The sequence below is a fragment of the Bradyrhizobium sp. USDA 4486 genome, from assembly GCF_054057995.1.
On the sequence record NZ_JBSRZV010000001.1, the window covers coordinates 5,766,705 to 5,792,286 of the forward strand.

General features: G+C 64.1%; 16 protein-coding genes. 2 read left to right on the forward strand and 14 right to left on the reverse strand.

Features of this window, described 5'->3' with window-relative positions:
* Positions 1 to 173: 173 nt before the first annotated feature.
* From ACVWY3_RS27325 to ACVWY3_RS27360, 8 genes are all read right to left on the reverse strand, one after another.
* Positions 174 to 443, reverse strand: a complete 270-nt coding sequence (locus ACVWY3_RS27325) for a GlsB/YeaQ/YmgE family stress response membrane protein (protein WP_456841227.1) — start codon at positions 441 to 443, stop codon at positions 174 to 176.
* 246 nt (positions 444 to 689) lie between these two features.
* Positions 690 to 1,658, reverse strand: a complete 969-nt coding sequence (locus tag ACVWY3_RS27330) for an ABC transporter ATP-binding protein (RefSeq protein WP_456841228.1) — start codon at positions 1,656 to 1,658, stop codon at positions 690 to 692.
* Complete coding sequence (locus ACVWY3_RS27335) at positions 1,655 to 3,070, reverse strand: amidase (RefSeq protein ID WP_456841229.1); 1,416 nt, start codon at positions 3,068 to 3,070, stop codon at positions 1,655 to 1,657. Before ACVWY3_RS27335 ends, ACVWY3_RS27330 begins: the two co-directional genes overlap by 4 nt.
* Positions 3,067 to 3,264 (reverse strand): hypothetical protein, encoded by a 198-nt coding sequence (locus ACVWY3_RS27340; RefSeq protein WP_456841230.1) that lies wholly within the window; start codon positions 3,262 to 3,264, stop codon positions 3,067 to 3,069. Before ACVWY3_RS27340 ends, ACVWY3_RS27335 begins: the two co-directional genes overlap by 4 nt.
* On the reverse strand, positions 3,261 to 4,322 hold the full coding sequence (locus tag ACVWY3_RS27345) for an ABC transporter ATP-binding protein (protein WP_456841231.1): 1,062 nt from the start codon (positions 4,320 to 4,322) through the stop codon (positions 3,261 to 3,263). The genes ACVWY3_RS27340 and ACVWY3_RS27345 overlap by 4 nt, the downstream gene beginning before the upstream one ends.
* A 195-nt stretch (positions 4,323 to 4,517) precedes the next feature.
* Positions 4,518 to 5,420 carry an ABC transporter permease gene (locus tag ACVWY3_RS27350; protein WP_456841232.1) on the reverse strand — a complete coding sequence of 301 codons (903 nt, stop codon included), beginning with the start codon at positions 5,418 to 5,420 and terminating at the stop codon, positions 4,518 to 4,520.
* A gap of 2 nt (positions 5,421 to 5,422) precedes the next feature.
* Entirely contained in the window at positions 5,423 to 6,376 is a 954-nt protein-coding gene (locus ACVWY3_RS27355) for an ABC transporter permease (protein WP_456841233.1), read from the reverse strand.
* 252 nt (positions 6,377 to 6,628) lie between these two features.
* A complete protein-coding gene (locus tag ACVWY3_RS27360) occupies positions 6,629 to 8,287 on the reverse strand; it encodes an ABC transporter substrate-binding protein (RefSeq protein ID WP_456841234.1) in 1,659 nt (552 codons plus the stop codon).
* 199 nt (positions 8,288 to 8,486) lie between these two features.
* On the opposite strand from ACVWY3_RS27360, the gene ACVWY3_RS27365 reads away from it, so the two are divergent.
* Positions 8,487 to 10,082, forward strand: coding sequence for an ABC transporter substrate-binding protein (locus ACVWY3_RS27365; protein ID WP_456841235.1), 1,596 nt, complete (start codon positions 8,487 to 8,489; stop codon positions 10,080 to 10,082).
* Between the two features lie 298 nt (positions 10,083 to 10,380).
* Here the strand turns inward: ACVWY3_RS27365 and ACVWY3_RS27370 are convergent, their stop codons facing one another.
* The 3 genes from ACVWY3_RS27370 to ACVWY3_RS27380 form a co-directional block, all read right to left on the reverse strand.
* Positions 10,381 to 12,612 (reverse strand): CHASE2 domain-containing protein, encoded by a 2,232-nt coding sequence (locus ACVWY3_RS27370; RefSeq protein ID WP_456841236.1) that lies wholly within the window; start codon positions 12,610 to 12,612, stop codon positions 10,381 to 10,383.
* A gap of 163 nt (positions 12,613 to 12,775) precedes the next feature.
* On the reverse strand, positions 12,776 to 13,612 hold the full coding sequence (locus tag ACVWY3_RS27375; RefSeq protein ID WP_456843472.1) for a M10 family metallopeptidase C-terminal domain-containing protein: 837 nt from the start codon (positions 13,610 to 13,612) through the stop codon (positions 12,776 to 12,778).
* 295 nt (positions 13,613 to 13,907) lie between these two features.
* Positions 13,908 to 19,394, reverse strand: a complete 5,487-nt coding sequence (locus tag ACVWY3_RS27380; RefSeq protein ID WP_456841237.1) for a beta strand repeat-containing protein — start codon at positions 19,392 to 19,394, stop codon at positions 13,908 to 13,910.
* A 617-nt stretch (positions 19,395 to 20,011) separates the two neighbouring features.
* On the opposite strand from ACVWY3_RS27380, the gene ACVWY3_RS27385 reads away from it, so the two are divergent.
* Positions 20,012 to 20,743: a transglutaminase-like cysteine peptidase gene (locus ACVWY3_RS27385; protein ID WP_456841238.1), complete on the forward strand. Its 732-nt coding sequence runs from the start codon at positions 20,012 to 20,014 to the stop codon at positions 20,741 to 20,743.
* A 442-nt stretch (positions 20,744 to 21,185) separates the two neighbouring features.
* On the opposite strand, the gene ACVWY3_RS27390 is transcribed toward ACVWY3_RS27385, so the two are convergent.
* The 3 genes from ACVWY3_RS27390 to ACVWY3_RS27400 all read right to left on the reverse strand — a co-directional run bounded on the left by ACVWY3_RS27390 (position 21,186) and on the right by ACVWY3_RS27400 (position 25,369).
* Entirely contained in the window at positions 21,186 to 22,397 is a 1,212-nt protein-coding gene (locus tag ACVWY3_RS27390; RefSeq protein WP_456837762.1) for an IS91 family transposase, read from the reverse strand.
* An 11-nt stretch (positions 22,398 to 22,408) separates the two neighbouring features.
* Entirely contained in the window at positions 22,409 to 23,335 is a 927-nt protein-coding gene (locus tag ACVWY3_RS27395; protein ID WP_456837439.1) for a tyrosine-type recombinase/integrase, read from the reverse strand.
* 252 nt (positions 23,336 to 23,587) lie between these two features.
* Entirely contained in the window at positions 23,588 to 25,369 is a 1,782-nt protein-coding gene (locus ACVWY3_RS27400; RefSeq protein ID WP_456841239.1) for an adenylate/guanylate cyclase domain-containing protein, read from the reverse strand.
* Between the last annotated feature and the right edge of the window lie 213 nt (positions 25,370 to 25,582).

Here is a 25,582-nt window from a genome sequence, read left to right on the forward strand (position 1 = left end):
GTTCTCTCTGCAACCAGGGCGGCCGAGTTAATCCAGGGCCCCGATGGGCCACATCTACCCCTGACGGCCCCGCGTGCAAGTCCGGTATTTCACAGGCTTTGCGGCTTTTTATAGCAGATGTTTCCGTCCCTCCCCAGCGCTGCGAGAGGCGGAAAGTTCCAAACTGGGGGCGGCTACAATCTGCCGCCGCCACGTACCAGGCGGACGACCAGCAGCAGGATCACCGCTCCGATGGCGGAATAGACGATCTCGGATACGAGGCCGGTCCCGAGGCGAATGCCTAGCTTGGGAAACAGGAAGCTCGCCACCAGCGCACCGGCGATGCCGACCACGATGTCGCCGACGATGCCGAACCCGGTTCCGCGCACCACCTTGCCGGCGAGCCAGCCCGCCATCAGACCGACGAACAGGATGACAAGCAGGCCTTCGTTGGAAATGTACATCGGTTAAGTCCCTCTCCGTGGATGCCCGCATGGAACGGGAACCGGGATGAATGTGGTCTGAATGCTGTTCCCCAAGTCCCGGTTGCGGCTGCGAAAACAAAATGTCGAAAACAACCCCATGCACAGTAGGAGCCGCGCTGGCACTCGGTGCGGGGTGGAGTGTGACAAGCCGGTGTTGTCGTGGAGGAATTTTGAATAAGCGGGCGAGGGAGTGCGGCCGACAGCCGGGCCAGAACTGGCCAACAGCTAAGAAACCGGCTCCGCCAGCACGCACCTCGCCGCCCGGCCCGGCCCGACCTCCACATTCGCGGGCAGTTGCTCCAGGCAGCGCGGCTCGGCGAGCTTGCAGCGGGGGGCGAAGGAGCAGTTGTGGGGCTTTTCGGCCAGTGACGGCGGGGTGCCGGGGATGGTTTCGAGCCTCTGGCCACGTTTGGCGCCGTGGATGGTGGAGGCGAGCAGGCCCTTGGCATAAGGGTGCACGGGGCTGCGGACGATATCGCGAAGCGTCCCCTGCTCCACGATCTGGCCGGCATACATCACCGCGACGCGGTCGCAGATTTCGATGGCGACGCCGATATCGTGGGTGACGAAGATGACGGACATGCCGAACTCGCGCTGCAGCTCGCGCAGCAGCAAGAGAATCTGGATCTGCACGGTGGCATCGAGCGCGGTGGTCGGCTCGTCCGCCAACAGAATCCTGGGCCGGCAGGCCAGCGCGAGCGCGATCATGGCGCGCTGGCGCATGCCGCCGGACATCTCGTGCGGATAGGCATCGAGCCGGCGTCTTGCCGAGGGAATGCGGACGACATCGAGCATTTCGAGCGCACGCGCGCGCCCTTCCGCAAAGCTCTTGCCCTCGTGGCGCACCACGCTTTCGGCGATCTGCGCGCCGATGGTGTAGACCGGATCGAGCGCCAGTGCCGGCTCCTGAAAGATCATCGACACCGTCTGGCCGCGGAACGACGACAGCTCCTCATCGTTCATGGCGAGCACGTCGCGCCCCATGACGTTCACGGTGCCCATGATCTGCGTGCGCTTCCTCGGCAACAGCCGCATCAGCGCACGCAGCGTCACGCTCTTGCCCGAACCGGACTCGCCGAGCAGGCCCAGCACCTCACTGTTGCCGAGCGAGAGATTGAGATCGTTCACGGCATAGACCGTGCGCTCGCCGGTGAAGCGGATGTTGAGGCCCGAGATCTCGACGAGGTTTGTCATGACGGCAATTTCGGCAATCGATCATGATAATCGGTGACGCGCTGGAACGCGGCGCCGATGGTGAGCAGGGTGGCTTCATCGAAAGAGCGGCCGATCAGCTGCATGCCGACCGGCAGGCCGGTTTTGGTGAAGCCCGACGGCACAGTGAGCGACGGCAGGCCCAAGAAGTTCACCGGGCGGGTGAACAGCGTCAGCCGCTGCAGCAGCGCCGGCGCATCCGGGCCGCCGCCGACATCGCTCTCTTCGATCGTCGGCGCCGGGATCGGGGAAGCCGGTGCGATGATCGCATCGACACCCGCTGTCGCTGCGTTGTGCGCCGCCAGCGCCGGGCCGCGCCAGCGCATCGCTTCGAGATAGGTGATGGCGGGAACGGCGAGACCGTTCTGAAGCCGCATCAACACCTGCGCGCCGTAATCCTGGGGACGCTCGATCATCCAGCGCTTGTGGAAGGCGGCCGCTTCCGCTGCGAGCACGAGCTGGCTCGCCGCGGACAATTGCCGCTGGTCCGGCAGCTCGACCTTGACGATGTCGGCGCCCTCGCGCTTGAGCACCGCGATGGTCTCGTCCAGCGCGCGCGCGACCTCGGCGTCGAGATCGTCGACATAGAACGACGAAGGGACACCGATCTTGAGACCTTTCAGCGAGCCCTTGGTCGCGCCGACATAGTCGGACAGCGGCTCGTGGCTGCAGGTGGAATCCGCGGGATCCGCGCCGGCCATGAGCGCCAGCAGCAGCGCGCAATCCTCCGCAGTGCGGGCGAGCGGGCCGACCGTGTCGAGCGATTGCGACAGCGGCATCGCGCCGGCGCGGCTGACGCGGCCGACGGTGGTCTTGAGGCCGGTGACGCCGCAGAAATGCGCGGGCATGCGGATCGAGCCGCCGGTGTCCGAGCCCAGCGCCGCATAGGTCAAACGCGCCGCGACCGCCGATCCGGATCCCGAGGACGAGCCGCCGGTGATATGGGCGACGTTCCAGGGATTACGCACCGGGCCGTAATGGGCGTTGTGGCCGGTCGGGCCATAGGCGAACTCGGCAAGGTGCAGCGTGCCGAGGCGAACCTGGCCGGCATCCTTCAGCCGCTGCAAGGCGGTGGAGGTCACGGTCGGCACGAAATCGCGGCGGATCAGCGAGCCGCAGGTCGCGACATGGCCGGCGTCGTAGTACATGTCCTTGTGCGCGAGCGGAACGCCATGCAGCGGACCGCGGACATCGCCCTTGGCGAGCTCGGCGTCGGCGGCCTCAGCCGCCTTCAGCGCGGCTTCGGCGTCAATCGACATGAAGGCATTGAGATGCGGCTGCCACTGCGCGATGCGGTGCAGCAACGCGCGCGTCACCTCGTGCGAGGATAGCTGCTTCATCGCGATCGCGCGCGCGACCTCGGTGAGCGTCATCAAGGCAGGCTCAGTGCTCATTTCGACACCTTCTGCGTCTGCGCGATCGGATAGAGCGCGGGCTCGAGGTCGAAGGGCAGCGTGCCGGCGATGGCCTCAAAGCCCTCGAAGGCAGGCCCGATGGAATTTGAGATGCGAACCGCGATTTCGTCATCCACGGGGATGCCGGCGATCTGCGCGATCGGCTTGATCTCTTTCGGTGTCGGTCTTGTCATGTCGTTTCCCCTCTTGGCGCGCGGCTATGGCCTGAACCCGGAATCGCCATGTAGCACGCGGCCTCATGGCCCATCTTATCGAGCGCGGAGAGCTTTGGTGTCGCATTTGCGCAGAGCGGCTCCGCAAACGGACAACGGGTGTGGAAGCGGCAGCCGGGGGGCGGATCGATCGGATTGGGTGGATCGCCCGTGATCGGCGGCCTCTCGGTGCGGCGATCCGGATCAGACGACGGCATCGCCGCGAGCAGCGCGCGCGTATAGGGATGCGCCGGATTGTCCCAGACCTGGTCGACCGGGCCGAGCTCGACGACCTCGCCGAGATACATCACCAGCACGCGATCCGAGATGTAGCGGACGACGTTGAGGTCGTGACTGATGAAGAGATAGGTCAGTCCGAACTCGCGCTTGAGATCGGCGAGCAGATTGAGCACCTGCGCCTCGACCGATTTGTCGAGCGCGGAGACGGCTTCGTCCAGAATGACAAGTCGCGGCGAGAGCGCCAGAGCACGGGCGATGTTGACGCGCTGGCGCTGGCCGCCGGAGATCTCGTGCGGATAGCGGCTGGCGAAGTTTTCCGGGCGCAGGCCGACCTTGCCGAGCAGCTCACGCGCGAGGGTGCGCGCCGCGCCGTCGGCCATGCCGTGCACCTTGGGGCCGAAGGCGATGGATTCCTCGATCGTCAGGCGCGGATTGAGCGAGGCGTAGGAATCCTGGAACACCATCTGCATGCCGCGGCGCAGCTCGCGCAAGCTCAGCGACTGGCCGACGGTCATGCCGTCATAGATGATGTCGCCGGTATCGCGCGGCATCAGATGCATCAGGAGCCGCGCCGTGGTGGACTTGCCGCAACCGGATTCGCCGACGATGCCGACGGTCTCTCCCTTGGCAACGGCGAAGGAGACGTTGTCGACGGCGCGCACGGTGCGCTTTGCTGCGAACAGCCCGCCGCGCACGGGGAAGTGTTTTGTGAGGCCATTGACCTGGAGCAATGGCTGCGCGACGCCGCCGCGATCCTCGACCGGCTCGAGCATTTCAACGGAGGTTGTGGCGTCGGTCATGGCTGCGGTCTCCCACCTCTCCCCATCGAAACAGGGCAATCGCACGTGCTCTGCGCCAAAGCCTGCACGCCGTCATGGCCGGGCTTGTCCCGGCCATCCACGCCTTGCCACGCGGAAAGAAGAACGTGGATGCCCGGGACAAGCCCGGGCATGACGACCTTCCGTGCCGCGCCATTGTCCATCTGCGTCACCATCTCAATTCCTGATGTCCATGGCGCTGCGCAGGCCGTCCGAGAGCAGGTTGAAGCAGATCGAGACCGCGAAGATCATCGCGCCGGGCAATGCTGCGACCCAGGGATTGACATAGATCGCGGTGCGCAGCGTGTTCAGCATCAGGCCCCATTCCGGCTCCGGCGGTTTTGTGCCGAGGCCGAGGAAGGAGAGGCCGGCCGCCAAAATCATCGAGACCGAGATGAGGCTCGTGGCGTAGACGAAGATCGCGCCGAGCACGTTGCCGAGGATGTGCACGCGCATGATGGTGAAGGCGCCGGCGCCGGAGGCCCGCGCGGCCTCGACGAAATCCATGTTGCGCACGCCTGTCGTGACGCTTTCGGCGACGCGGGTGATCTGCGGCACGAACACGATGGTGAGCGCGACGATGGAGTTGAGGATGCCGGCCCCCAGCGCGCCCGAGATCGCGATCGCCAGCAGCACCGAGGGGAAGGCGTAGAACACGTCGACCGTGCGCATGATCGCGGTGTTGAGCTTGCCGCCGACATAGCCGGCAATGATGCCGAGCGAGGTGCCGAAGCAGAACGCGAGGATCACCGGCAGGATGCCGATCACCAGCGATAGCCGCCCGCCATAGATCAGCCGCGCGAGCATGTCGCGGCCGAGCTCGTCGGTGCCGAGCGGGTAGCCGACCGTGCCGATGTGGCGCAGGCGGCGGATCATCGAGCCCTTATAGGGGTCTTCGAGACCGAGCCATGGAGCGAGGATCGCCGAGAGAAAGATCAGCAGCAGCACCAGCGCGCAGCCCATGCTGACCTTGTCGCGCGTGATGCGGCGGCCGACCGTCGCCCAATAGCCGCGCGCCTTGCTCGCGGGCGCGGCCTGCAGCGCGGCGTCGGCAGTGGCGGACAACGGAAGCTCGCTCATTGCTAGCCCCGCTTGATGCGCGGATCGATCGCGGCTTGCGCGATGTCGACCAGGAGATTGAGGACGACGAAGAACAGCGCCAGGATCAGGATCGTGCCTTGCAGCAGCGGCAGGTCGCGCTGGAAGATCGCGGAGTTGAGCAGGAAGCCCGAGCCCGGCCAGGAGAACACGGTCTCGATCAGGATCGAGCCGCCGAGCATATAACCCAGCTGAAGACCCATCACCGCGAGCGCGGTCGGCGCGGCGTTCTTGATGACGTGGCGGAACACACCGCGCTCGTGCAGGCCTTTGGCGCGCAGGGCCTCGACGAAATCCTGCGAGAGGATGTCGCCGGTCAGCGCACGCACGGTGCGGGTGACGATGCCCATCGGGATCACCGAGGTCGTGATCGCCGGCAGCACGAGATATTGCAGATGCGCCCAGTCCCAGGCCCAGGAGTTGGAGCCGTTGGGACCTGCGCCGATCGCGGGCAGCCAGTTCAGCTGCACCGAGAAGATGATGACGAGCAGCATGCCGAGCCAGTAGTGCGGCACGGAAACGCCGGCGATGGCAAAGGAAGTGGCGACCTTGTCGATCCAGGTCTCGCGGAAATAGCCGGCGATCAGGCCGAGCAGGATGCCCATGGTGAAGCCGATGATGGCGGCGGCAATCGCCAGCGTTACGGTGTTGCCGACTGCGCGCATGACCTCGGCGAGCACGGGACGCCCGGTGGCGATGGAATTGCCGAGATCGCCATGCAGCGCGCGCATCAGCCAGAGGCCGAACTGCACCGGCAGCGGGCGGTCGAAACCGTAGGCGGCGCGCAGCTGCGCCGCGAGCTCCTGCGAGGCATCGGCGGGCAGCACCGCGACGAGCGGATCGCCCGGCGTGATGTGCACGAGCAGGAAGCACACCAGCGCGACGCTGATGACGATCGGGATGACGTAGACGATGCGTCTGGCGGTATAGGCGAGCACTTAGGTTACTCAGTCTGGAGCGAGAATATCTCAGCTGTCATGGCCGGGCTTGTCCCGGCCATCCACGTTGCGCTGTCATTCCGGGGCGATGCGCAGCATCGAACCCGGAATCTCGAGATTCCGGGTTCGCCCTTCGGGCGCCCCGGAATGACCGAGCAATTGGAAAGACGTGGATGCCCGGGTCATCTGCGCGAAGACGCGCTTCGCGCTTTTGCGCGGGCATGACGCGTTGTTGGAGCGAGAGCCGCCTCACTAGTTCATCGACACCAGGGAGAAGTCGATGAACCAGCTCTTCGGCTGCACGACGCCGGTCACCTTCGGGCTCATGGCGCGCGGGCCGACGTCGTGGGCGACGTAGAGGAAGGCGGCATCGTCGACGGAGGCCGCATGCAGCTCGGCAAGCGCGGCGTCGCGCGCAGCGGGATCGAAGGTCTGGCGGGCCTTCTTCACCAGCTCGTCGAACTTGGGCTCGTTAATGAAACCCCAATTGTTCGAGACCGGCGGCGCCATGCCCGATTGCAGGAAGCGCACCAGCGCGAAGAACGGGTCCATCGCCGCATAGGTGACGTTGGTCGCATTCGAGCCGTTGGCGCTGGGGTCCTTGGCGCCGCGGCGCCAGTTGGTGAACAGCGTGTTCCACTCGATGACGTCGAGCTTCACGTCGAAATAGCAATCGGCCAAAGCCTGCTGGAGATATTCGTTCATCGGCAGCGGCTGCATCTGGCCGGAGCCGGAAGCCGAGGTCTGGATCTTCACCGTCAGCTTCTTGTTCGGACCGAAGCCGGCCTCCTGCATCAGCTTTTGCGCAGCCGCCTTGTCGTACTTGATCTCGAAAGTCGGTTTTCCCCGCCAGGGATGGCCGGGCTCGAAGGTGCCGGTGGCGGGCACCATCAGGCCGGCGAGCAGGCCGTCCTTGAGGCCTTCGCGGTCGACGCAGAGGTTTGCGGCCTTGCGCACGCGGATGTCATTCCAGGGCGAGCCTTCGATGCGCGAGAACTGCCACGGCCAGACATGCGGCTGCTCGTTGGCGTAGAGCTTGAAGCCGCGCTGCTTGAGCTCGGGCAATGCGTCGGGCGCGGGCGCCTCGACCCAATCGACCTGACCCGAGAGCAGCGCCGCAGTGCGCGCGTTGGCCTCCGGCATGGGCAGGAGCACCATCTTGTCGACCTTGGGCACGCGGGCCTTGTCCCAATAATTCGCGTTCTTCACCAGCTCGAGCCGCTCGCGCGGGGTGAAGCTCGCCATCTTCCACGGGCCGGTGCCGGAGGCATCCTTGGCAAACGCGGTCCAGGCGGCCTGCGACTTCGCCTTGGCGTCCGCGCCTTCAGCCTTGTCATAGAAGGCCTGCCACTTCGACGGGCTCGCCATGAAGAGATTGGTGAGGTTGATCGGCAGAAAGCTGTCGGGCTCCTTGGTGGTGAGCTCGACGGTCATGTCGTCGATCTTCTTGGCCGAGGCCAGCGTCGGCATGCGCGAGGCGGTGACGCCGACCTGGCTGGCATCGAATTGCGGCGCGTCCTGCTTCAGCACCTTCTCGACGTTCCACACCACGGCATCGGCGTTGAATGGCGAGCCGTCATGGAAGGTGACGCCGGGGCGCAGCTTGAAGATCCATTTGGTCTTGTCGGCGTCGTCCACCTTCCACTCGGTGGCAAGGCCGCGGATCACCACGCTCGGCTTGTCGGCGGAGGACAGGTCCCAGCCGGTGAGCGCGTCGTACATGGTGAGGCCGGTGAAGCGGTTGCCTTCAAAGCCCTGGTCAGGCTGACCCAGCGTGCGCGGAATATCGGCAGCCGTCATGCCGATGCGCAGCACCGTTTCCGCAGCGGCCATGCGCGGCCACGCGGCCGCGCTGCCAAGCGCCAAGAGCGCGATCAGCGCCGCCGGTGTCTTCTTGTTCTTGATAAGCATCGCCTCGATCCTTCTTCGGCTTTCGATGATTAATTTTGATGCAATCGTATGCAATGGCTATGCCAAGGAGAAACTTATTCTGCAAATTGCCCCTGCGACGACAAGTCCTTGTGATGACGCATAGGCAAAAGCGACGCGCTGCCTATTCTGGCATCAAGATTGCAAGTTTGGTCCAGAATCCTCCCTGGAGCTTTGGGCCATGCGTATTCGTCTATCGACCAGCCTCGCCGTGCTCGCGCTGGCGCTTTCCGCACTCACCGCACGCGCCGAGACGGTGGTGCGCTATGGCATCTCGATGGCGGACATTCCGCTGACCACCGGCCAGCCGGATCGCGGCGCCGGCGCCTATCAGTTCACGGCCTACACGATCTACGATCCGCTGGTGGCGTGGGAGATGGACGTCGCCGACCGTCCCGGCAAGCTGGTGCCGGGCCTCGCCACCGAGTGGAAGGTGGACGATGCCGACAAGACCAAGTGGCGCTTCAGCTTGCGCAAGGACGTGAAGTTTCACGACGGCAGCGAGTTCAACGCCGACGCGGTGATCTGGAATCTGGACAAGGTGCTCAATGACAAGGCGCCGCAATTCGACAAGCGGCAGAGCGCGCAGGTGAAGACCCGCCTGCCCTCGGTCGCGAGCTACGCCAAGATCGACGATTTCACGGTGGAGATCACGACCAAGACGATTGATTCGTTCTTCCCCTATCAGATGCTGTGGTTCCTGGTGTCGAGCCCGGCGCAATACGACAAGCTCGGCAAGGACTGGGACAAGTTCGCCAGCCAGCCCTCGGGCACCGGCCCGTTCAAATTGACGAAGCTGGTGCCACGCGAACTCGCCGAACTCAGCAAGAACCCGGACTACTGGAACAAGAGGCGCATTCCCAAGGCCGACAAGATCGTGCTGGTGCCCATGCCCGAAGCGCTGACGCGTACCAACGCGCTGCTTGCCGGCCAGGTGGACCTGATCGAGACGCCGGCGCCCGATGCCGTGCCGCAGCTGAAGGCGGCCGGCATGAAGATCGTCGACAACGTCACACCGCATGTCTGGAATTATCATCTCAGCATGCTGCCGGGCTCGCCCTGGACCGACATCCGCCTGCGCAAGGCGCTGAACCTCGCAATCAACCGCGACGAAGTCGTCGGCCTGATGAACGGCCTCGCCAAGCCCGCCAAGGGCCAGGTCGACCCGTCGAGCCCGTGGTTCGGCAAGCCCAGCTTCGAGCTGACATATGATCTCGCCGCGGCCAAGAAGCTGGTCGAGGAAGCCGGCTACTCCAAGGCCAAGCCGCTGAAGACCACCTTCATCATCGCGCAGGGCGGCACGGGACAAATGCTGTCGCTGCCGATGAACGAATTTTTGCAGCAAAGCTTCAAGGAGATCGGCATCGAGATCGACTTCAAGGTGGTCGAGCTCGAGACCCTCTACACGCATTGGCGCAAGGGCGCGGCCGACGAGATGAATGCCGGCATCACCGCCAACAACATTGCCTATGTCACCTCCGACCCGCTCTACGCCATCGTCCGCTTCTTCGCTTCCGACCAGATCGCGCCTGTCGGCGTCAACTGGGGCGGCTACAAGAACCCGAAGGTGGACGCACTGATCAAGGAGGCCAAGCAGACCTTCGACACCGCCAAGCAGGACGACCTGATAGCGCAGGCGCATGCCTTGATCGTGGACGATGCCGTGCTGGTCTGGGTCGTCCACGACACCAACCCGCACGCGCTGTCGCCCAAGATCAAGCACTTCGTGCAGGCGCAGCACTGGTTCCAGGACCTGACGACGCTCGGGGTGGAGTGAGGGCTGGCGCCGGTGTCGTACTGCCGTAGGGTAGGCAAAGCGCAAGCGTGCCCACCAAATGATACGGTGAGAAAGACGTGGGCACGGCGCTAACGCGCCTTTGCCCACCCTACGGGAGCGATGGTTGGTGCTCGCGCCTCACTAAAGCATGATCCCGGAAAAGTGCGCAGCGGTTTTCCGAAAAGATCATGCGCAAACAACAAGCTAAAACGCGATGACGATTCATCCTGATCTCATCGCGCTTTAGGCGGGGACGACCGCGAGTACGTGGCGCCGGCAACCCCAACAATACTCCGCCCTACTTCGTCAGCAGCGCATAGGCCCCGGTCCAGCCTTCCGCCGGCGGATTGACCTGGAAATCCTTGATCCGCGTCTCGTACAGCTTGAACAGCTTCTCCAGCGTGTCAGCATCCTCGCTCTTGCGGCCGCGCGCGATCGCGTCCAGCGCGCCCTGCCAGTCGCGGCTGCGGTAGCAGCCGAGCATCTCGATGGTGATGTTGCGCAGGCGCTGGAAGGCGGCCGAATGCATCACGTCCTCGCGGCCCGCGATGGCGTAGATCACCTCCGGCTCGGTCTTGCCCTTGACCATGATGAAGTCGAGCTCGAGGATCGCGAACTTGTCCTTGGCGGCGAGCGCGGTCCGGGATCCCACGATGATGGGAAAACCGTATTCCTTGGACTGTCCTTCCAGGCGCGAGGCCAGATTCACACTGTCGCCCAGCACCGAATAATTGAACTTGCGGTCCGATCCCATGTTGCCGACAACGCCGATGCCGGTGTTGAGACCGATGCCGACATTGAGCGGGATGTAGACGTGGCCGCCATGGGCCGCCTCCTCCTCGCGCTCCTTGTTGACCACGTCGATCTTCTCGAGCATCTGGATCGCAGCCTCGCAGGCGTTGATCTCGTGCTGGGGATCATCGAGCGGCGCATTCCAGAACGCCATGATGGCGTCACCCATGTATTTGTCGATATAGCCCTTCTGCTCGATGATCACGTTGGTCAGCGGCGTCAGGAAGCGGTTCATCAGCGCCGTCAGGCCTTGCGGATCGTGCTTGTAGCTCTCCGAGATCGAGGTGAAGCCGCGCACGTCGGAGAACATAATCGTCATCTCGCGCTCCTCGCCGCCGAGCTTCAGCTTCTCCGGCGACTGCGCGAGCTGCTCGACCAGCACGGGCGACATGTACTGCGCGAACTGCCCGCGGATCTGCACGCGCTGGCGCTGCTCGCGAACGAAGCTGGAGAAGATGAACGTGATGTAGATCGCGGTCGTCGAGAGCAGCGGATAGGTGAAGTCGATGAGGTAGCGGTACTGCGCGTAGAAGAACCAGGACGTGCCGACGAGGCTCGCGGCGAACATCGCGCCCGCGAGCACGAGGCGAACCGGTCCGAGATTCGGCGTGAAGATAATGACGAGCAGGCCGATGATCAGCGCGGCCAGCAACTCGACGCCGAGCGCGTAGTTGGGCTGCGAGATCACCGCGCCGCTCAGCACGCTCTCCAGCACTTGGGCGTGGATCTCGACACCGGGCATAGTCGAGGACACCGGCGTGGTCTTGATGTCGTTCAGACCGACCGCGGAGGTGCCGATCAGCACCAGCTTGCCATTGACCTTGCTCGGCGACACCATGTTGTCGAGCACATCGGCGGCCGAGACGTAGATCGAGGGATCCCGCCGCGCATAATGCACCCAGAGCTGGCCGTTCTTGTCGGTCGGGACCTCCAGGCCCTTGAGGCGGACGGAGCGCACGCCGGTCTTGTCGGCCCTGACCAGCAGCGTCGGCGTTCCCGTGACGACGCGCAGGATCTCGAGGCTGAGCGAGGGCATGATGTTGCCCTGGGCGCGCATGATCATCGGCACGCGCCGGATCAGTCCATCGCGCTCGGTCCTGATAGTGAACAGGCCGCGGCCGGCCGCGACCTCCTCGATGACCGGCACGTTGCGCAAGAGGCCGGGAAATTCGAACAGGAAACGCTCGGCGTTCTCCTCGCCGACCGTCGCCACGCCCGTAAAGGGAAGCGACTTGTCGAGCTCGGTGAGGGCGTCGGGAAGCCCGGTCTCGCCCAGCACGACGCGCGAGCGCTTGATTGCTTCGGACAGGATCTGGTCGTTGGTCGGCAGCTCGCGCAGCTTGGCGCGGGTGGCATCGTCCAGATACCGCATCTGGCCCGCGACGATGTCCGGATTGAGCCGGTCGGCTTCCGAGAACACCACGTCGAAACCGATCGCGACCGCGCCGTTGCTGGTGAGGGTCTGGATCATGTCCGCGATCCGCGTCCGCGGCCACGGCCACTGCCCGAGCTTGGCGAGGCTCTTGTCGTCGATGTCGACGATGGTAACCGGCCGCGCCGCCTTGTGGCGCGGGTCGAGCAGCTGGAACATGTCGAAGGTGCGCAGCCGCAATTCCTGGACCGGCGGCGGATCCCACAGGCGCAGTCCCGCAAACACGACCAGCAGCACGAGGCACATCACTCGCGCAAGGCCGAGCTTGCGCGCAAACCACCGCCGCAGGATCTTGAGACGCTTCATTTCACTAGGACTTCCTGCCGTGCATCATGCCGTGCGCGCCGATCATGGCGCGCCGGCGCGCGATTGGCTATTCCCCGGATGGGAAGGATCAGGGATTTTTTTGCCGGGGGCGAGCTGCGTGTTCGTCGCCGCAAGCTGGCCGCGCACCCGACCCCGGTGCACATTAGTGGAAGATGAAATCGCTGGTCTTGAGGTTCGCGGCGATCACGTTCTTGAGCAGCAGCGACTCAGTCTCCATCACCGGCGCGCCCTCGCGCTGCGTGACCTGCTGATGCCACGTGACCAAGGTGTCGCTGGTGCCGCCCTGCTGGACAACCGTGAGATTGCCGATGGAGCTGACGTCCGAGAACTGGCGCAGATCGATCTTGTCCAGCCCTTCCGTGAAATCGGTGATGGTGTGCGAGGCAGTTCCCCCGCTCCAGCCCGGCGCGAACACGAACTGATCCTTGGCGCCGCCGCCGGTCAGCGTGTCGCCGGTCGTGGTCGCGAAGATGACGTCCTTGCCGTCGGTGCCTCGCAGGGTGACGCCCTGGCCGGTCTCGCCGGCCTCGTTGAAGATGAAATTGACGGTGTCGGACAGACCGCTGGTCTTGTCCGTCACGGTGAGCGTGATCTGGTCGGTCGGAGGCGGTGAGGCTTCGGGATCGGTGCTGTAGGTGACTCCGGTCTCGAAGCCGAGATTGATATCGTCGCGCGAGCCGGACGCGGGATAGAAATCGACGTGGCTGCGAGTCGGATGCGCGGTCGACACCGCGACGGTGAAGTCGTCGGTCGAAGCGCCTGAATCGGTGTCGGTGACCACGAGATCGTGGATGATGTCGGTGCTGTTCTCGCCGATATGCTCGACGTAGAAGTGCTCGGTGTTGATGACCGGGCCGCTGTCTGCGGGCGCCGGCGTATCGTCGTCCGTGTGGATCGTGATCCGCGTGTGGCCGGTGCCGTCATCGCTGCCGGCGAAGTGCGTGTGGCTGTAATCGGCGCCGGTCAGGGTCAAGCTCATGGTCTGACCATCATTGCCGGTAACCGTCAGCACGCCGCCGGTCGAAGGATCGGCATTGGCGACATAGACCGCGCTGGTGCCGGGTCCGTATTTGATGGTCGACAGGTCGATCGTGTCGGTCGCGGACAGTTCCGCGATCGATCCGCCGAAGCTCGCGGTGTCGATCTGAAGCTCGGCGCCGTCGCCCGCGAGCTTGATCGTCTGCGAGACCGAGCCATCGAGCTTGAGCAGCGCGCCCGCATCGACGGTGACCGAGCCGGTGCCGCACAGCGAGCCGAACAGGGTCAAGGTGCCGTCATGGACCTCGATGGTGCCGGTATTGGCGATGGTCCCCGAAATCGATGCGGTGCCCCAGCTGTCGATCTCGTGAGTGTTGGTGATGTGCAGGCCGGCCCCGAAAATCGAGGCGCCGTTGAGCAGATCGATGACGCCGTCGTTGACGATCGAGGACAGGTTGCCGAACACGCTGGTGCCGGAGACGGTCCAGGTGCCGGCCGCCGCGTTGTCGAAGGTCGCATGTGCGACCGAGATGTTGCCGTTGATCGCGTGGAAGTTGTTGATGGTGATGGCGCCGCCGGTCTCGACGATCGCATAGGTCGTCGAGGTCACGGTGCCGGCGCCTGGTCCGATCGTGCCGGAATTGTCGATCGTCGCCAAGCCCGTGGTGTTTTCCTGGATGAAGATCGCCGTATGGCCGGTCGGAGCCACGATCGAGCCGGAATTGGTGATGTGGGTTGAGCCGGTCGCGCCGGCTTCGTTCTGGGTGACGCTGATGCCGGCGAGGCCTGGTGCTGGTGATGTCGCCACCGTTGACGATGCTGACGTCGCCCGCGCCGCTGGCGATGGCGGCGAGACCAATCGCGCCCGTGGCGGAGCCTTCATTGGTGACGCTGACGTCGCCGCCGCCATGATCGAACGCGCCGATCGCCGTGCCTGCGGCGGTGATCTCGGAATTCTGGCCAGTCTTGACCGTGATGTCGCCAACGCCCCAGGTGAACGCCTCGATGCCGTAGCCGGCATCTGCGGTGATCCTCGCATCGCTGTCGACGACGACGTCGCCGTGGACCGCGTTCGAGAAGGCGCCGGTCCCGCCAGGCTTGTAGCCGGCGATGATTCCGCCCGGCGTGGCGTTGTCGTTGTTCAGCGTCGTGCCGGAATGGATGGTGCCGTGCGCCTCGACCGAGATCGTGCTGCCCACGCCTTGCGCGATCGCGTCCGCGAAACTGACGGCGACGATGCCGGAGCTGCCTGAAGTGATGCTGTCGCCCTTCGCCAGCGTGACGCTGATGTCGCCCTGGTCGACGCTGAAGGCCCTGATGCCGTAGCTCGTCGCGCCCGAGATCGTGACGTTCTCGCCGAGCGTGACCGCCACGTCGCCGGTGCCGCCGCTCAAGCCCGCGGCGTTGATGCCGATGCTCTGGGTGCCGGCAACGGAGATCGTCGTGCCGGCAAAGCTGGTCACGGTGACATTGCCATTGCCGTAATTGTAGGCGTCGATGCCATAACCGGCAGCGGCGGTGATATTGGCGTGGTTGTTGACGACGACCGCGCCGTTGACGCCGGTGTTGTCGTGGGTGCCGATCGTGGCGCCGGTGTAGCCGACCTCGATGCCACCAGGCGAATTGCCGGCGAGGTTCGGGCTGCTGCCGGAGTTGATCGTGCCGTAGGCGTTGATGGTGATCGTGCTGCCGTCCGCCGCGTCGAGCGAGACCGCGCGATTGACGACGACGATGCCCGAGCTGCCGGAGGTGATGACGCTGCCGGCCTCGGTCGTGACGCTCTGGCTGCCGCTGCCATAGCTGCGCGACCGGATGCCGTAGACCGAGCTGCCCGTGATCGCGCCGCCGGCATCGATGGTGATATCGCCGCCACCCTGCGTGACCGCGTCGATGCCGTAGGCGCCGCCCTCGGCGCCACCGCGCTGGGTGATCGAGATGTCGCCGCCATTGGCGCTGTTCAGATTCTGGACGAGAACGCCGACCGAATTCGCGCCGGTGCCGGTCGCCTTGCCGGTGACGTTGTCGACGGTGATGTCGCCGACGCCGCTGGCGCTGTCGCGCAGCGTGATGCCGTTGCCGGCGAGGCCTTTGACGTCCCCGGTCGCCGTCAGCGAGACGTCGCCGGTGCCGCTCTGCGTGACGACGACGCCATTGGCGGCACCTGTCAGAGTTCCCGCGGGCGTAACGACGATGTCGGCAGGCCTGGCCAGCGTGCCGCCCGACGCCATGAAAGTGAGCGCATTTCCGTTCGACGTCGTGATGTCGGCCGTACCCGTGACGGTGAAGGTGCCGCCGGTCGACGATTGGCCGGTGATGGTACCGGTAAAGCTCTGGCCCGCGACCTTGTCGAGCTGGAGCGTGTCGATGCCGCCGGCGAAGGTGACGGTCTGCGCCGTCGCTCCCGCGAGCTCGAGCGTTGCGCCGTCGTCGATGATCACCCTGCCCACGCCGCTGAGACCGCCGGACAGGTCGAGCGTGCCGGCCTGCACTTCGATGCTGCCGGTGTTGTCGACGGCAGCCGAGACCGTGTTGAACCCGGAAACGCCGCAGAGATTGCCGGCATTGCCGAGGCTGCCGCCGTTGATCGAGACGTCGGTGAGAAAGAGCTTCGAGTGGCCGTCGACGGTGATCGTTCCGGTGCTGCTGTTGCTGACAGTGAGATTTGTCAGCTTCAGCACGCCATAGTTGATCGCATCGAGAGAGGCGGTGTTGGAGATATCTTCGCCGGAGATGTCGAGCACACCGCCGTTCGCCTGAACGAGACCGTGATTGGTGATGGCGTGGATCGTGGCAGGATCGATCGTCAGCGTGCCACTGGTGACGGTGATCGTACCCGTATTGGTGATATCGGCATCGTCGATGGCGCTTACGCCGGTCGATTCCAGCGTGCCGGCGATCGTGACCGTGCCGCCATTGATGCTCGCGCCGTTGACCGTCAGCTTGCCGGTGGCATCGACCGTGACATGGCCGGCGTTGGTGACACTGGTGCCCTGGTCGATGCTCAGCCAGCCATTCGCCAGCACCTTGATTGTGCCGGTCGCGGCGTTGGAGACGGTCTCTTGAGCGAACTCGGCCGTGCCCTTGACGTTGACGTTCCCGGAATTGTTCAGCGTGCCGTTCTCGATCAGGCTGGTGCCGTCGAGCTCCAGCGTGCCGAGAATGGCGACGGTGCCGCCATCGACGGTCGCGCCGTCGACGATCAGCGTCGTACCGCCGTCGGCCTTCAACGTGCCGCCGGCATTGTGGATCGCAGCCAGCGTCTTCAGCGTGCCGCCGGACAGCTCGATCGTGCCGGAATTGGTGATCTTGGTACCGGCAGCGAAATCGCCGCCGCCCGCAAGCGTCAGGTGGCCGGCATTGGTGAGCACGCTGGTGCCGAGGATCTCGGCCTTGCCGCCGACCGACATCGTGCCCGTCGCGGCGTTGGTGAGGATCGAGTCCGCGCTCATGTTGAGCGCGCCTGCGATCGTCAGCGAGCTCTGGTTGATCAGCTCCGGCGGCGGGCCGCCGAAATCGTTCATCGTCACCGACTTGGCATAGGCGGCGGTGTCGATCGTCACCGGATAGGACGGGGTCAGGCCGTGCAGTTGATCGGTGATGACGATGACATCGTCATTGATGGTCGGAACGGTACCGGTTTCCCAGTTGGCCGCGTCTTTCCAGAACCCGCCCGAGGGAGCGCCCGCCTTGTCGGTCGCGATCCATACCACGGCGGGCGCGTCGGTGCCCGTGATGGTGACGGTGATGGTCTGCTGCGAGATCGCTCCTTGCGAATCCGTGAGCGTCACGGTGTAGACCAGCGTCAGCACCTCGCCCTTCGGGATGAAGTCGGCGAGATAGACCGGTAGATCGGCCAGCGACCAGTTGATGGTGCCGGTGCCGTCGCCGGTGCTGTCGGCGCCCGACGCGATCGAGACCGACATCGCCTTCGCAAACGCCGCGAGCGGGCCCGGCGGCACGGTGCCGTCGGGAAGGGTCGCGCTGGTGAGCTTCACCGACACCGTGTGCGTGTCGGTGAGGTCGACATCGTTGAAGCTGAGTGTGCCCGAGGTCGGAACGTCGCTGGCGAGCGGACCACCGGGCACGCTGGTGCCGCCCTCGAAGGTGATGGTCGGCACGCTCGTGGTGATCACCGGCTTGTCGTTGGTGCCGGTGATCGTGATGGTGATGGGAATGAGGGCGGATTCAGGATTGACGGCGAAATTGTTGTTGATGCGGACCATGTAGGTCAGCGTCAGCGTTTCACCGGCCGCAAGAAAGTCGAAGACGTGATCGGGGATCGTGTAGGTCCAGACCGCCGAGCCGTTGTTGTTGTTGGCGGCGTCGGGGACGATCTGGATAGCGATCTGGGTCGCCGCGATGTCCTGCTTCTGAAGCGCGGAGAGCGTGCCGGTGACGTCCTGCTGGCCGGCATTCTTGTAGACGTAGTTCGGCGCGGCGGCGAGACTGATCGATACCGTCGGCTGGTCGCCGAGATTTTGGTCGACGAAGGTGATCCGGCCTGAGATCGTGTCGACACCGACGGTGTCGCCGGTCCCGTCCGCGCGGTCGCCGGTCGCGTTCGCGCGCTCGGTCAGCGTGAAGGCCGTCTTCACATTGCCGTTGGCATCGAGGCTGCGCGCATCCGGCGGACCGGGAATGCGGGTGCTGGTCGCCGGTGAGTGGCCTGGCCCCGCGGACGTCTGCGGATTGAGGTTCGTGAAGATCGGGATCGCGGTGGCGCCGGAGGGCGTCTTGATCAGGATGCCGTCGGGGGTTTGCGTGATCGTGTCGGTGAAGTTCGTGGTGAGCTTGGTATTGGTGTTGTTGTCGGTGAACTTCAGCGTGAACACATCCGTGATCAGCTTCTGCACGTCCGGCGACAGCAGCCCATTGGTGATCGAGACGTTGCCGCCGCTGATCTGGATCATCTGGCCGGCCTGGTTGACCGTCGCGATCGGCAGCAGCGTGACCTTGTCGAACAGGATGTAGGAGCCGGTCGTGCCGTTCGGCTCGACCAGCACCTGGAAGCTCGCCTGCGGCTGCGGATCGCCGCCGCCGGCAGGAACGACGAAGTTGATCTGGGTCAGCACCGCCGTGCCGCGGATGCCCATGGTGGCGACCGGCGTGTCGATCTTCATGTCGCCGTGCTTGGCGGTCTCGCCGGCGACGAAGGTGATGGTGCCTGCGACAAGGCTCAGCAGCGAGGAGTTGCTGGACCCGTTGGGGTCGTAGACCATCTCGTTCAGCACCATCCGCGCATTCGAGGACAGGCCGAACACGGTGCCGTCGATGAAGGTGATGCCGATCGTCGAATCGGCGCCGGTCGAGACCACGTCACCTTTCTCGACGTTGTCACCGTTGTTGAGGGTGACCGAGACGCCGTTGCGGATCGCGGTCGCGCTGCCCGACAGCTTGGTGACATGGCCGATGACCTGGGCCGCGGCAACGCCGGAGGCGGCCTGCGCATATTGCACATTGCCCGTCAGCGCGCTGACGACGTCGCCGGTGAGATGGGCGCCGTCGCGCGAGGCGACCGCCGCGCGCTTGTCGCCTCTGAAATAATCTTGAACGACGAACTCGTACCCGTCATGGGACAGCACGAGATCGAGGCCGGCGCGCTTGAACTCGCCGTTGAAGATCAGGTTGGCATCGGGGACGACAACCGCGCCGTCGGGTACGTGCCCCTGCGCCTTGGCGATGAACGGCTTGCCGGTAAAAGAATCGACATGGAGGTCGACGGGCGAGTGGGAACCCTGACCGTCCATAGAGATCGCGGCGTCAAATTTACCAGCGTAATTCAACCAGGCACCGTAAAAAGGGTTAATATTTATGTAAGTATCGACCGACTAAGCTTGCTTAGCATTACCGAGTCGTTAGCGAAACCATCTATTGCTTGTGTGATTTCGTGTCACTTGGCCGCACAAGCGGCGCCGAGCGACGCCGCCACAGTAAAACTGAAGTAGTTTTGGAAACATCCCAAGGTCGAATTTGGCTTATCCGCGCACATTTCCAGTCATCCAAAGTAATCTGTCATAGGTGTCACAACGACAGATACTTGTGTCATCTTTCCTTCGTGGTGCCCCGCAGCATCCTGCGGCAAATACGGGTCTGAATCTGTGACCTAACTAACAGAAGCCGTGAAATAGCGGACTGTTAGCCATGGCATTCAGAATCGCCCGCCTTACAACTTTTGCCTGCAATTGGCCCCGTTTCGCGGCAGCGAGCGCTTCCTAGCCGGCGAATCGTAAAGTTTTACGCAATTTGGACAGGCGCGTTTCAGCCTGTCCTCCGGTTTTGGGGCCCTGGCCGTCCGCGTTAAGCAGAACAAAACGGCCCGCCTCGCACTATCTCCGCGAAAGCAACAAAGGCCGGTGCGTCGAGGTCGAGGGGACCCGGCGAAGCCGGAAGGGGATGTCAGATGGAGACCGCTGCTCGCTCGCGCGCCTGGCGCGCAATCCTTGTCATGTGCGGCTTGATCCTGCTCGGATCGGCGGCCGAGCTTCGCGCGGGCTCGCTGCTGTCGCCCGGAGCGGGCGTCCTCGTGCGCAAATCCGCCGAGCCGTTCGGCGTGTTCGCCTTCGCGATCTCCGGCGGCGCCCTACGGGAGAAATGGTCTGCGCTGAAGGCCAGGCTCGACGACGACATGGTGCAGCTCGCGCTGTGCGACGGCGACCGTGACAATTGTGCTTCGCCCGCGGCGCTGAAGCTGCTCGCCATCGTCGACCAGGCCCGTGCCCGCGACGGCCGCGCCCGGCTAGGTGAGACCAACCGCGCCATCAATCTTGCCATCCATCCCGCCGATGATGGCGCTGACGACGTCTGGAGCTCGCCGCTTGCGACCTTCGCGCGCGGCGCCGGGGATTGCGAAGACTATGCCATCGCCAAGCTCGCCGCGCTGCGCCTTGCCGGCGTTGCCGCCGACGATCTCCGCATCGTCGTGGTGCGCGACGTCAGGGCCGGCGAGGAGCACGCGGTGGTCGCCGCAAAGCTCGACGGCCACTGGCTGATGCTCGACAACCGCCGCATGGCGATGGTCGAGGACGACGCCGCACGGAGCTACCAGCCGCTGTTCGTGCTCTACCAGGCGGCGGTGATGAAATATGTCGACGAGCCGGTGCGGTTCTCGATGGTCGCCGCCGAGGCGCGGTGATCCAGAGTGTATACTCATAGAGGCGCAGATGTCGTCTCTTGGGGTCTAAGCAGAAATGTTCTGCTTAAGCGGAGTATTGCCGTTTTTGTGCAGGTTTTTGGACGCCGGCAACGAGAGACGCTCCGCACGCTCAACTAGCCGGCGTCCAAAAAGCGCCAAGGCACGAAGTCGCGGGAAGTTGGGCACTGGCCGGGCAGCGAGTGCTATGCGGATTTGACGGCGGCGCCGACCTCGATGGTGGACGCGACGGAGGCAGGATGTGACCTGCGGATAGGGTCGCGGGCGAGATTGGGAGCATGCAATGGGCATCTCGGCGGCTGCTCGGAGTGCATCAACGCAGGATCCGGGCACTGCTGGATGCCATTGGGTTGAGCGAGAGCGCTACCGGCGTGGAGCCGGCATATCGGGCCAGGAAAACTGCAAGGCTTACACGCGGTGTTGGTCATGACGTGTCGATCCTGATCGGTGTTGGTCGCCAGCTCGGCGCGCAGCCGGGTGCGAAGGTCTCGATGACGATCATGCGCGCGCCACAGCGGGGACATGGGCACGGCAGCACCCGCGGTGGATCCGGCGCACCATCCGGCTCTTGTTGGGGATCGGCGGCAGACGGGACGACATTGAGGAGTGCGCGGGCGGTTGCGATGCTCTCGGCACGGTTGGTTGAGGCAAAGAGCCCGTAGTGGCGGATGCGGTGGAAACCCTTGGGCAGCACGTGCAGCAGGAAGCGCCTGATGAACTCGTGCGGGTGAAGCCGCATGGTCTTCCAACGGTCGGGGCCGCTGACGCGATAGTCCTTCCAGCGGAACGCAATCGCCTCCTCGTCGGCTGCAACGAGGCGGCGGTTGGAGATGGCGACACGATGGGTGTAACGGGAGAGATAGCGCAGCACCTGCGCGGGCCCCGCGAACGGGGCCTTGCAGTAGACCACCCACTTGATGCTGCGCAGCGGGGCGATGAAGCGCTTGAACGTTGTCTTGTCGGCAAGTCCGGCATGGGTGTTGAAGAACTTCAACTCGCCGGCGTCATGCGCATCCATGAGCATCGCCAGTATCTTGCCCCGGAACAGGCGCGCCAGCACGTTGACATGGACGAGGAAGTTGGAGCGCGCGGCGATCCATCGCGTGGTATCGAGCGAGAGCCCTCCACCCGGCACGATCATATGCACGTGCGGATGGTGGGTGAGCGCCGAGCCCCAGGTGTGCAGCACGGCCGTGATACCGATCCGCGCACCGAGGCGCTTGGGATCGCTTGCGATGGCGAGCGTCGTCTCGGCCGCTGCCTTCATCAGCAGGTTATAGATCACGCGTTTGTTCTGGTAGGCGATGTCACGCAACTCGCTCGGCAGCGTGTAGACGACGTGAAAATACGGCACCGGCAATAGCTCCGCTTCGCGGTCGGCCAGCCATCGGCGTGACGCCGCACCCTGGCACTTCGGACAATGCCGGTTGCCGCAGGAGTTGTACGCGATCTCGGTATAGCCGCACGCTGTGTTCTCGCAGCGTGCGACGTGGCCGCCGAGTGCTGCCGTACGACAGCGCTCGATCGCACTCATCACCTTCAATTGCCCGAGGCTCACATGCCCCTGATTGGCGTCACGCCAAGCAGAGCCGTGATCGCGGAGGATGTCCGCGACCTCCAGAACTGGCCGAGCCACCGCCGGCGGCGCTAGGGCGCTGGCGGCTCCTCACTGTCTCGCTGTCGCCGGCGGCGGCGCGAGGCGCTTAGGCCCTCGAGCGGGCTCTCGATCTTGGCAATCAGTCCGATCGCGACGCGACTGTAGCGGGCTGTCGTCTCAAGCTTGGAATGTCCGAGCAACGCCTGGATCACGCGAATGTCCCTGCCGCGCTCGAGCAGGTGGGTCGCGAAGCTGTGGCGAAGCGAATGCAGCGGGACCGTCTTGCGCAGCCCCGCGGCTTTGGCGGCCTCCTTGAACAACCGGCTGAACTGACGCGTGGTCAGTGGCTGACGTTGATTGCGACCGGGAAACAGCCAGCGCTGTTCGGGCGCGACGCCGTTGTTGGACGCGGTCGGCCCCGCCTTCCACCATTGCCGTAACAGCTTCAGGACCTCCGGCGGCAGCATCACGTGCCGGTCCTTGCGGCCCTTCGACTGCACAACGCGGATGATCTTCTGCTCGCTATCGATGTCGCCCGCCCGCAGCCGCACCACCTCGCCGGCGCGCAATCCGCAACCATAGGCCAGCGTTAGCATCGCTCGCGCTTTCAGGCTCGTCGCCATGGTCAGGACACGCTTGATCTCCTCAGGGCTTAGCACCGGCGGCAACCTCTCGGGCTCCTTGATGTGCCAGACCTCGGCCGCCAGATCGTGACGACGTAGCGTGACGCGGAACAGGAACCGCACCCCGGTCATGATCCGATTGCGGTTGCAGATGCTCATCCCGCTCTCGATCAGGTGCAGCTGAAATTGGCGCACCTCGTCGGGGGTTGCCGTATCGGGCGAACGTTTGAGCCAGGCGGCGAACCGCTTGCAACTGTAAATGTGGCCACGCCGCGTGTGCGGGTTGAGCTTGCGCGCAGCCATGTCTTCGATCATACGCTGACGCAGCGGACTGACTGTGTTGGTATCGCTCATGGAGAGCTCCTTCCTGAGTGAGGGTTGCAACACCTCGATTCTCAGGACGGGGGCTCTCCAGTGCTACCACTATCCTCTCAACTGGCTACCGGCCTCTCGGCTCTTGCTCCCGCGCAGCGGGCTGGAGCGCAGCGACTTTGTGCCTTGGCCCATCGCTACCACGTCCCACGGCCAAGGATATGTCGGCCGTCAGGGGTAGACCGGACCTAACGTAAGCCGGGCCAAACCGTCGCGATTGACCCGAAGACGACATCAATGCTCCGGCACCCCGGCCAAGCTCAGCCCCTCATACAATTGCGCGCGTCCGGCGAGGTAGATCGGATTGTCGCTTGGCAGGTGGGAGCGCACGCGGCGGATGGTGAAACTTGGATTAAGGGCAAGTGCTGCCCGCGCGGCACGCTTGGCCTCCTCGATCGCACCCATCTTCGCTAACGCAGCGGCCAGCCAAAAGTGCGCGAGCGGGTGATTTCGATTGGCCTCAATGCTCCGGCGTAAGCAAACGACCGCCTCTCCATATGCGCCAAGGTGAAACTTGGCCATTCCGACGATCATCAGCCAAATATAAGAACGGGTATCGCGAGGAGACAATCGAAGAGCCTCCTGCACATCGGCTTCGGCCTCGCCCGCGCGGCCAATGTACACCTTGGCGAGACCGATCCAAGCGTGGGCATGGGCCAGATTGCGATCCAACGCCAGAGCCCGTTCGCATTCAGCAATACCCTCAGGCACGCGGTTCGTAAGAACATAGACGACGCCCAATCGCAAGTGCGCCAACGCATGCTGAGGAGCCAACGACAAAACCTTATTTACGGTCGCCTCAGCGGTCCGAAGGAGAGGAGATGGCTCGTCGGTTAACAATGCGGCTACCGCTGCTTCATCCAGGCCTGCGCGACCGACCAGCGCGTCGATGCAGCCCGGGTCTAGCACCAGGGCTCGTTCGAAAAAGCCCCGCGCCTGCGTTAGGTGCTCTGGCGTAGTCCCTCTGTTCGCGATAGCGACGCCCTGGAAATAAAGATCCATCGCATCCGGATCTACCGAGCGTTGGGCTCGCCGCGCCTCTGCCGCAATGAGCTCGGCATTTAGGGCACTAGCCAGCCGAGCGACGATCTCGTCCTGCATATCGAACAGATCAGCGAGAGGCTTGTCGAACCGTTCGGCCCAAAGGTGACTGCCGCTTTCGCTGTCGACAAGCTGAGCGTTCACCCGAAGGCGATCGCCACTTCGCTGAACAGATCCTTCAAGCACGTAGCGCACGTTCAATTCGCGCCCAATCCTCTTTAAGTCGATCGCTGCACCTTTGTATGTGAATGCGGTATGCCGACCGATTACAAGTGCACCCGATATGCGCGACATGTCGGTGGTCAGGGCCTCCGTGACGCCGTCCACGAAATACTCTTGCTCTGGGCCGCCACCGAGATTGGCAAAAGGCAGCACAACGATGGAGAGACGAGGTGGAGAGCATGACGGCAGCGGCGCCCGCTGCGATGTGCTCAGACCGTCCCAGATTATAGCGTAAGATCGCACGGCGCGATCAATGTTCTTGAGAATTTGCTCGCCGAGATCGATGAACTCAACCTCAGCCTTGCCGCGGACATGATCATACGCCGAAGACGAAATACAGATACCGCCAGGCTGCGCCAAGCTCTCAAGCCGTGCTGCGATGTTGACGCCATCTCCGAAGATGTCATGCGGCTCAACGATCACATCACTAATGTTGATGCCGACCCGAAAGGCAATGCGCCATTCGTCAACTTCATGAGCGGTCAGCTCGTTGACGCGGCTCTGGAACTGCACCGCTGCTCGAACCGCTTCGACGGCGCTCGGAAACTCTGCCAAGAACCCGTCGCCAGTGTTCTTGACGATCCGGCCGCTGTGTCCGGTGATTGCTGGATCAACAGCCTTAGCCAAGAGTGCTGTCAGTCTGATGTGTGTCGCCTCTTCGTCATGATGCATGAGCTTCGAATAACCCGCCACGTCGGCGGCCAATATAGCCGCTAACCTGCGCTCAACCCGGACTGGCCGCTCCTGCACCATCACTCGCAATCCAACCCATTCCTATCCTACAACGGGTTGCAAGGATTGCCCATGCACTTATGTCGCCTTTTGGCCCGCTGCTGACCCTCGTATGAGCGACCCTCGTGTCTGGTTAGTAGGTTAGGCCGGAAATAGTCCTAGGCGGGGACGAAGTCGCAGCTTAACCCGAGCCGAAGTTGGATTTTGTCGATCGATATCCCTGTCCCGGCAGCC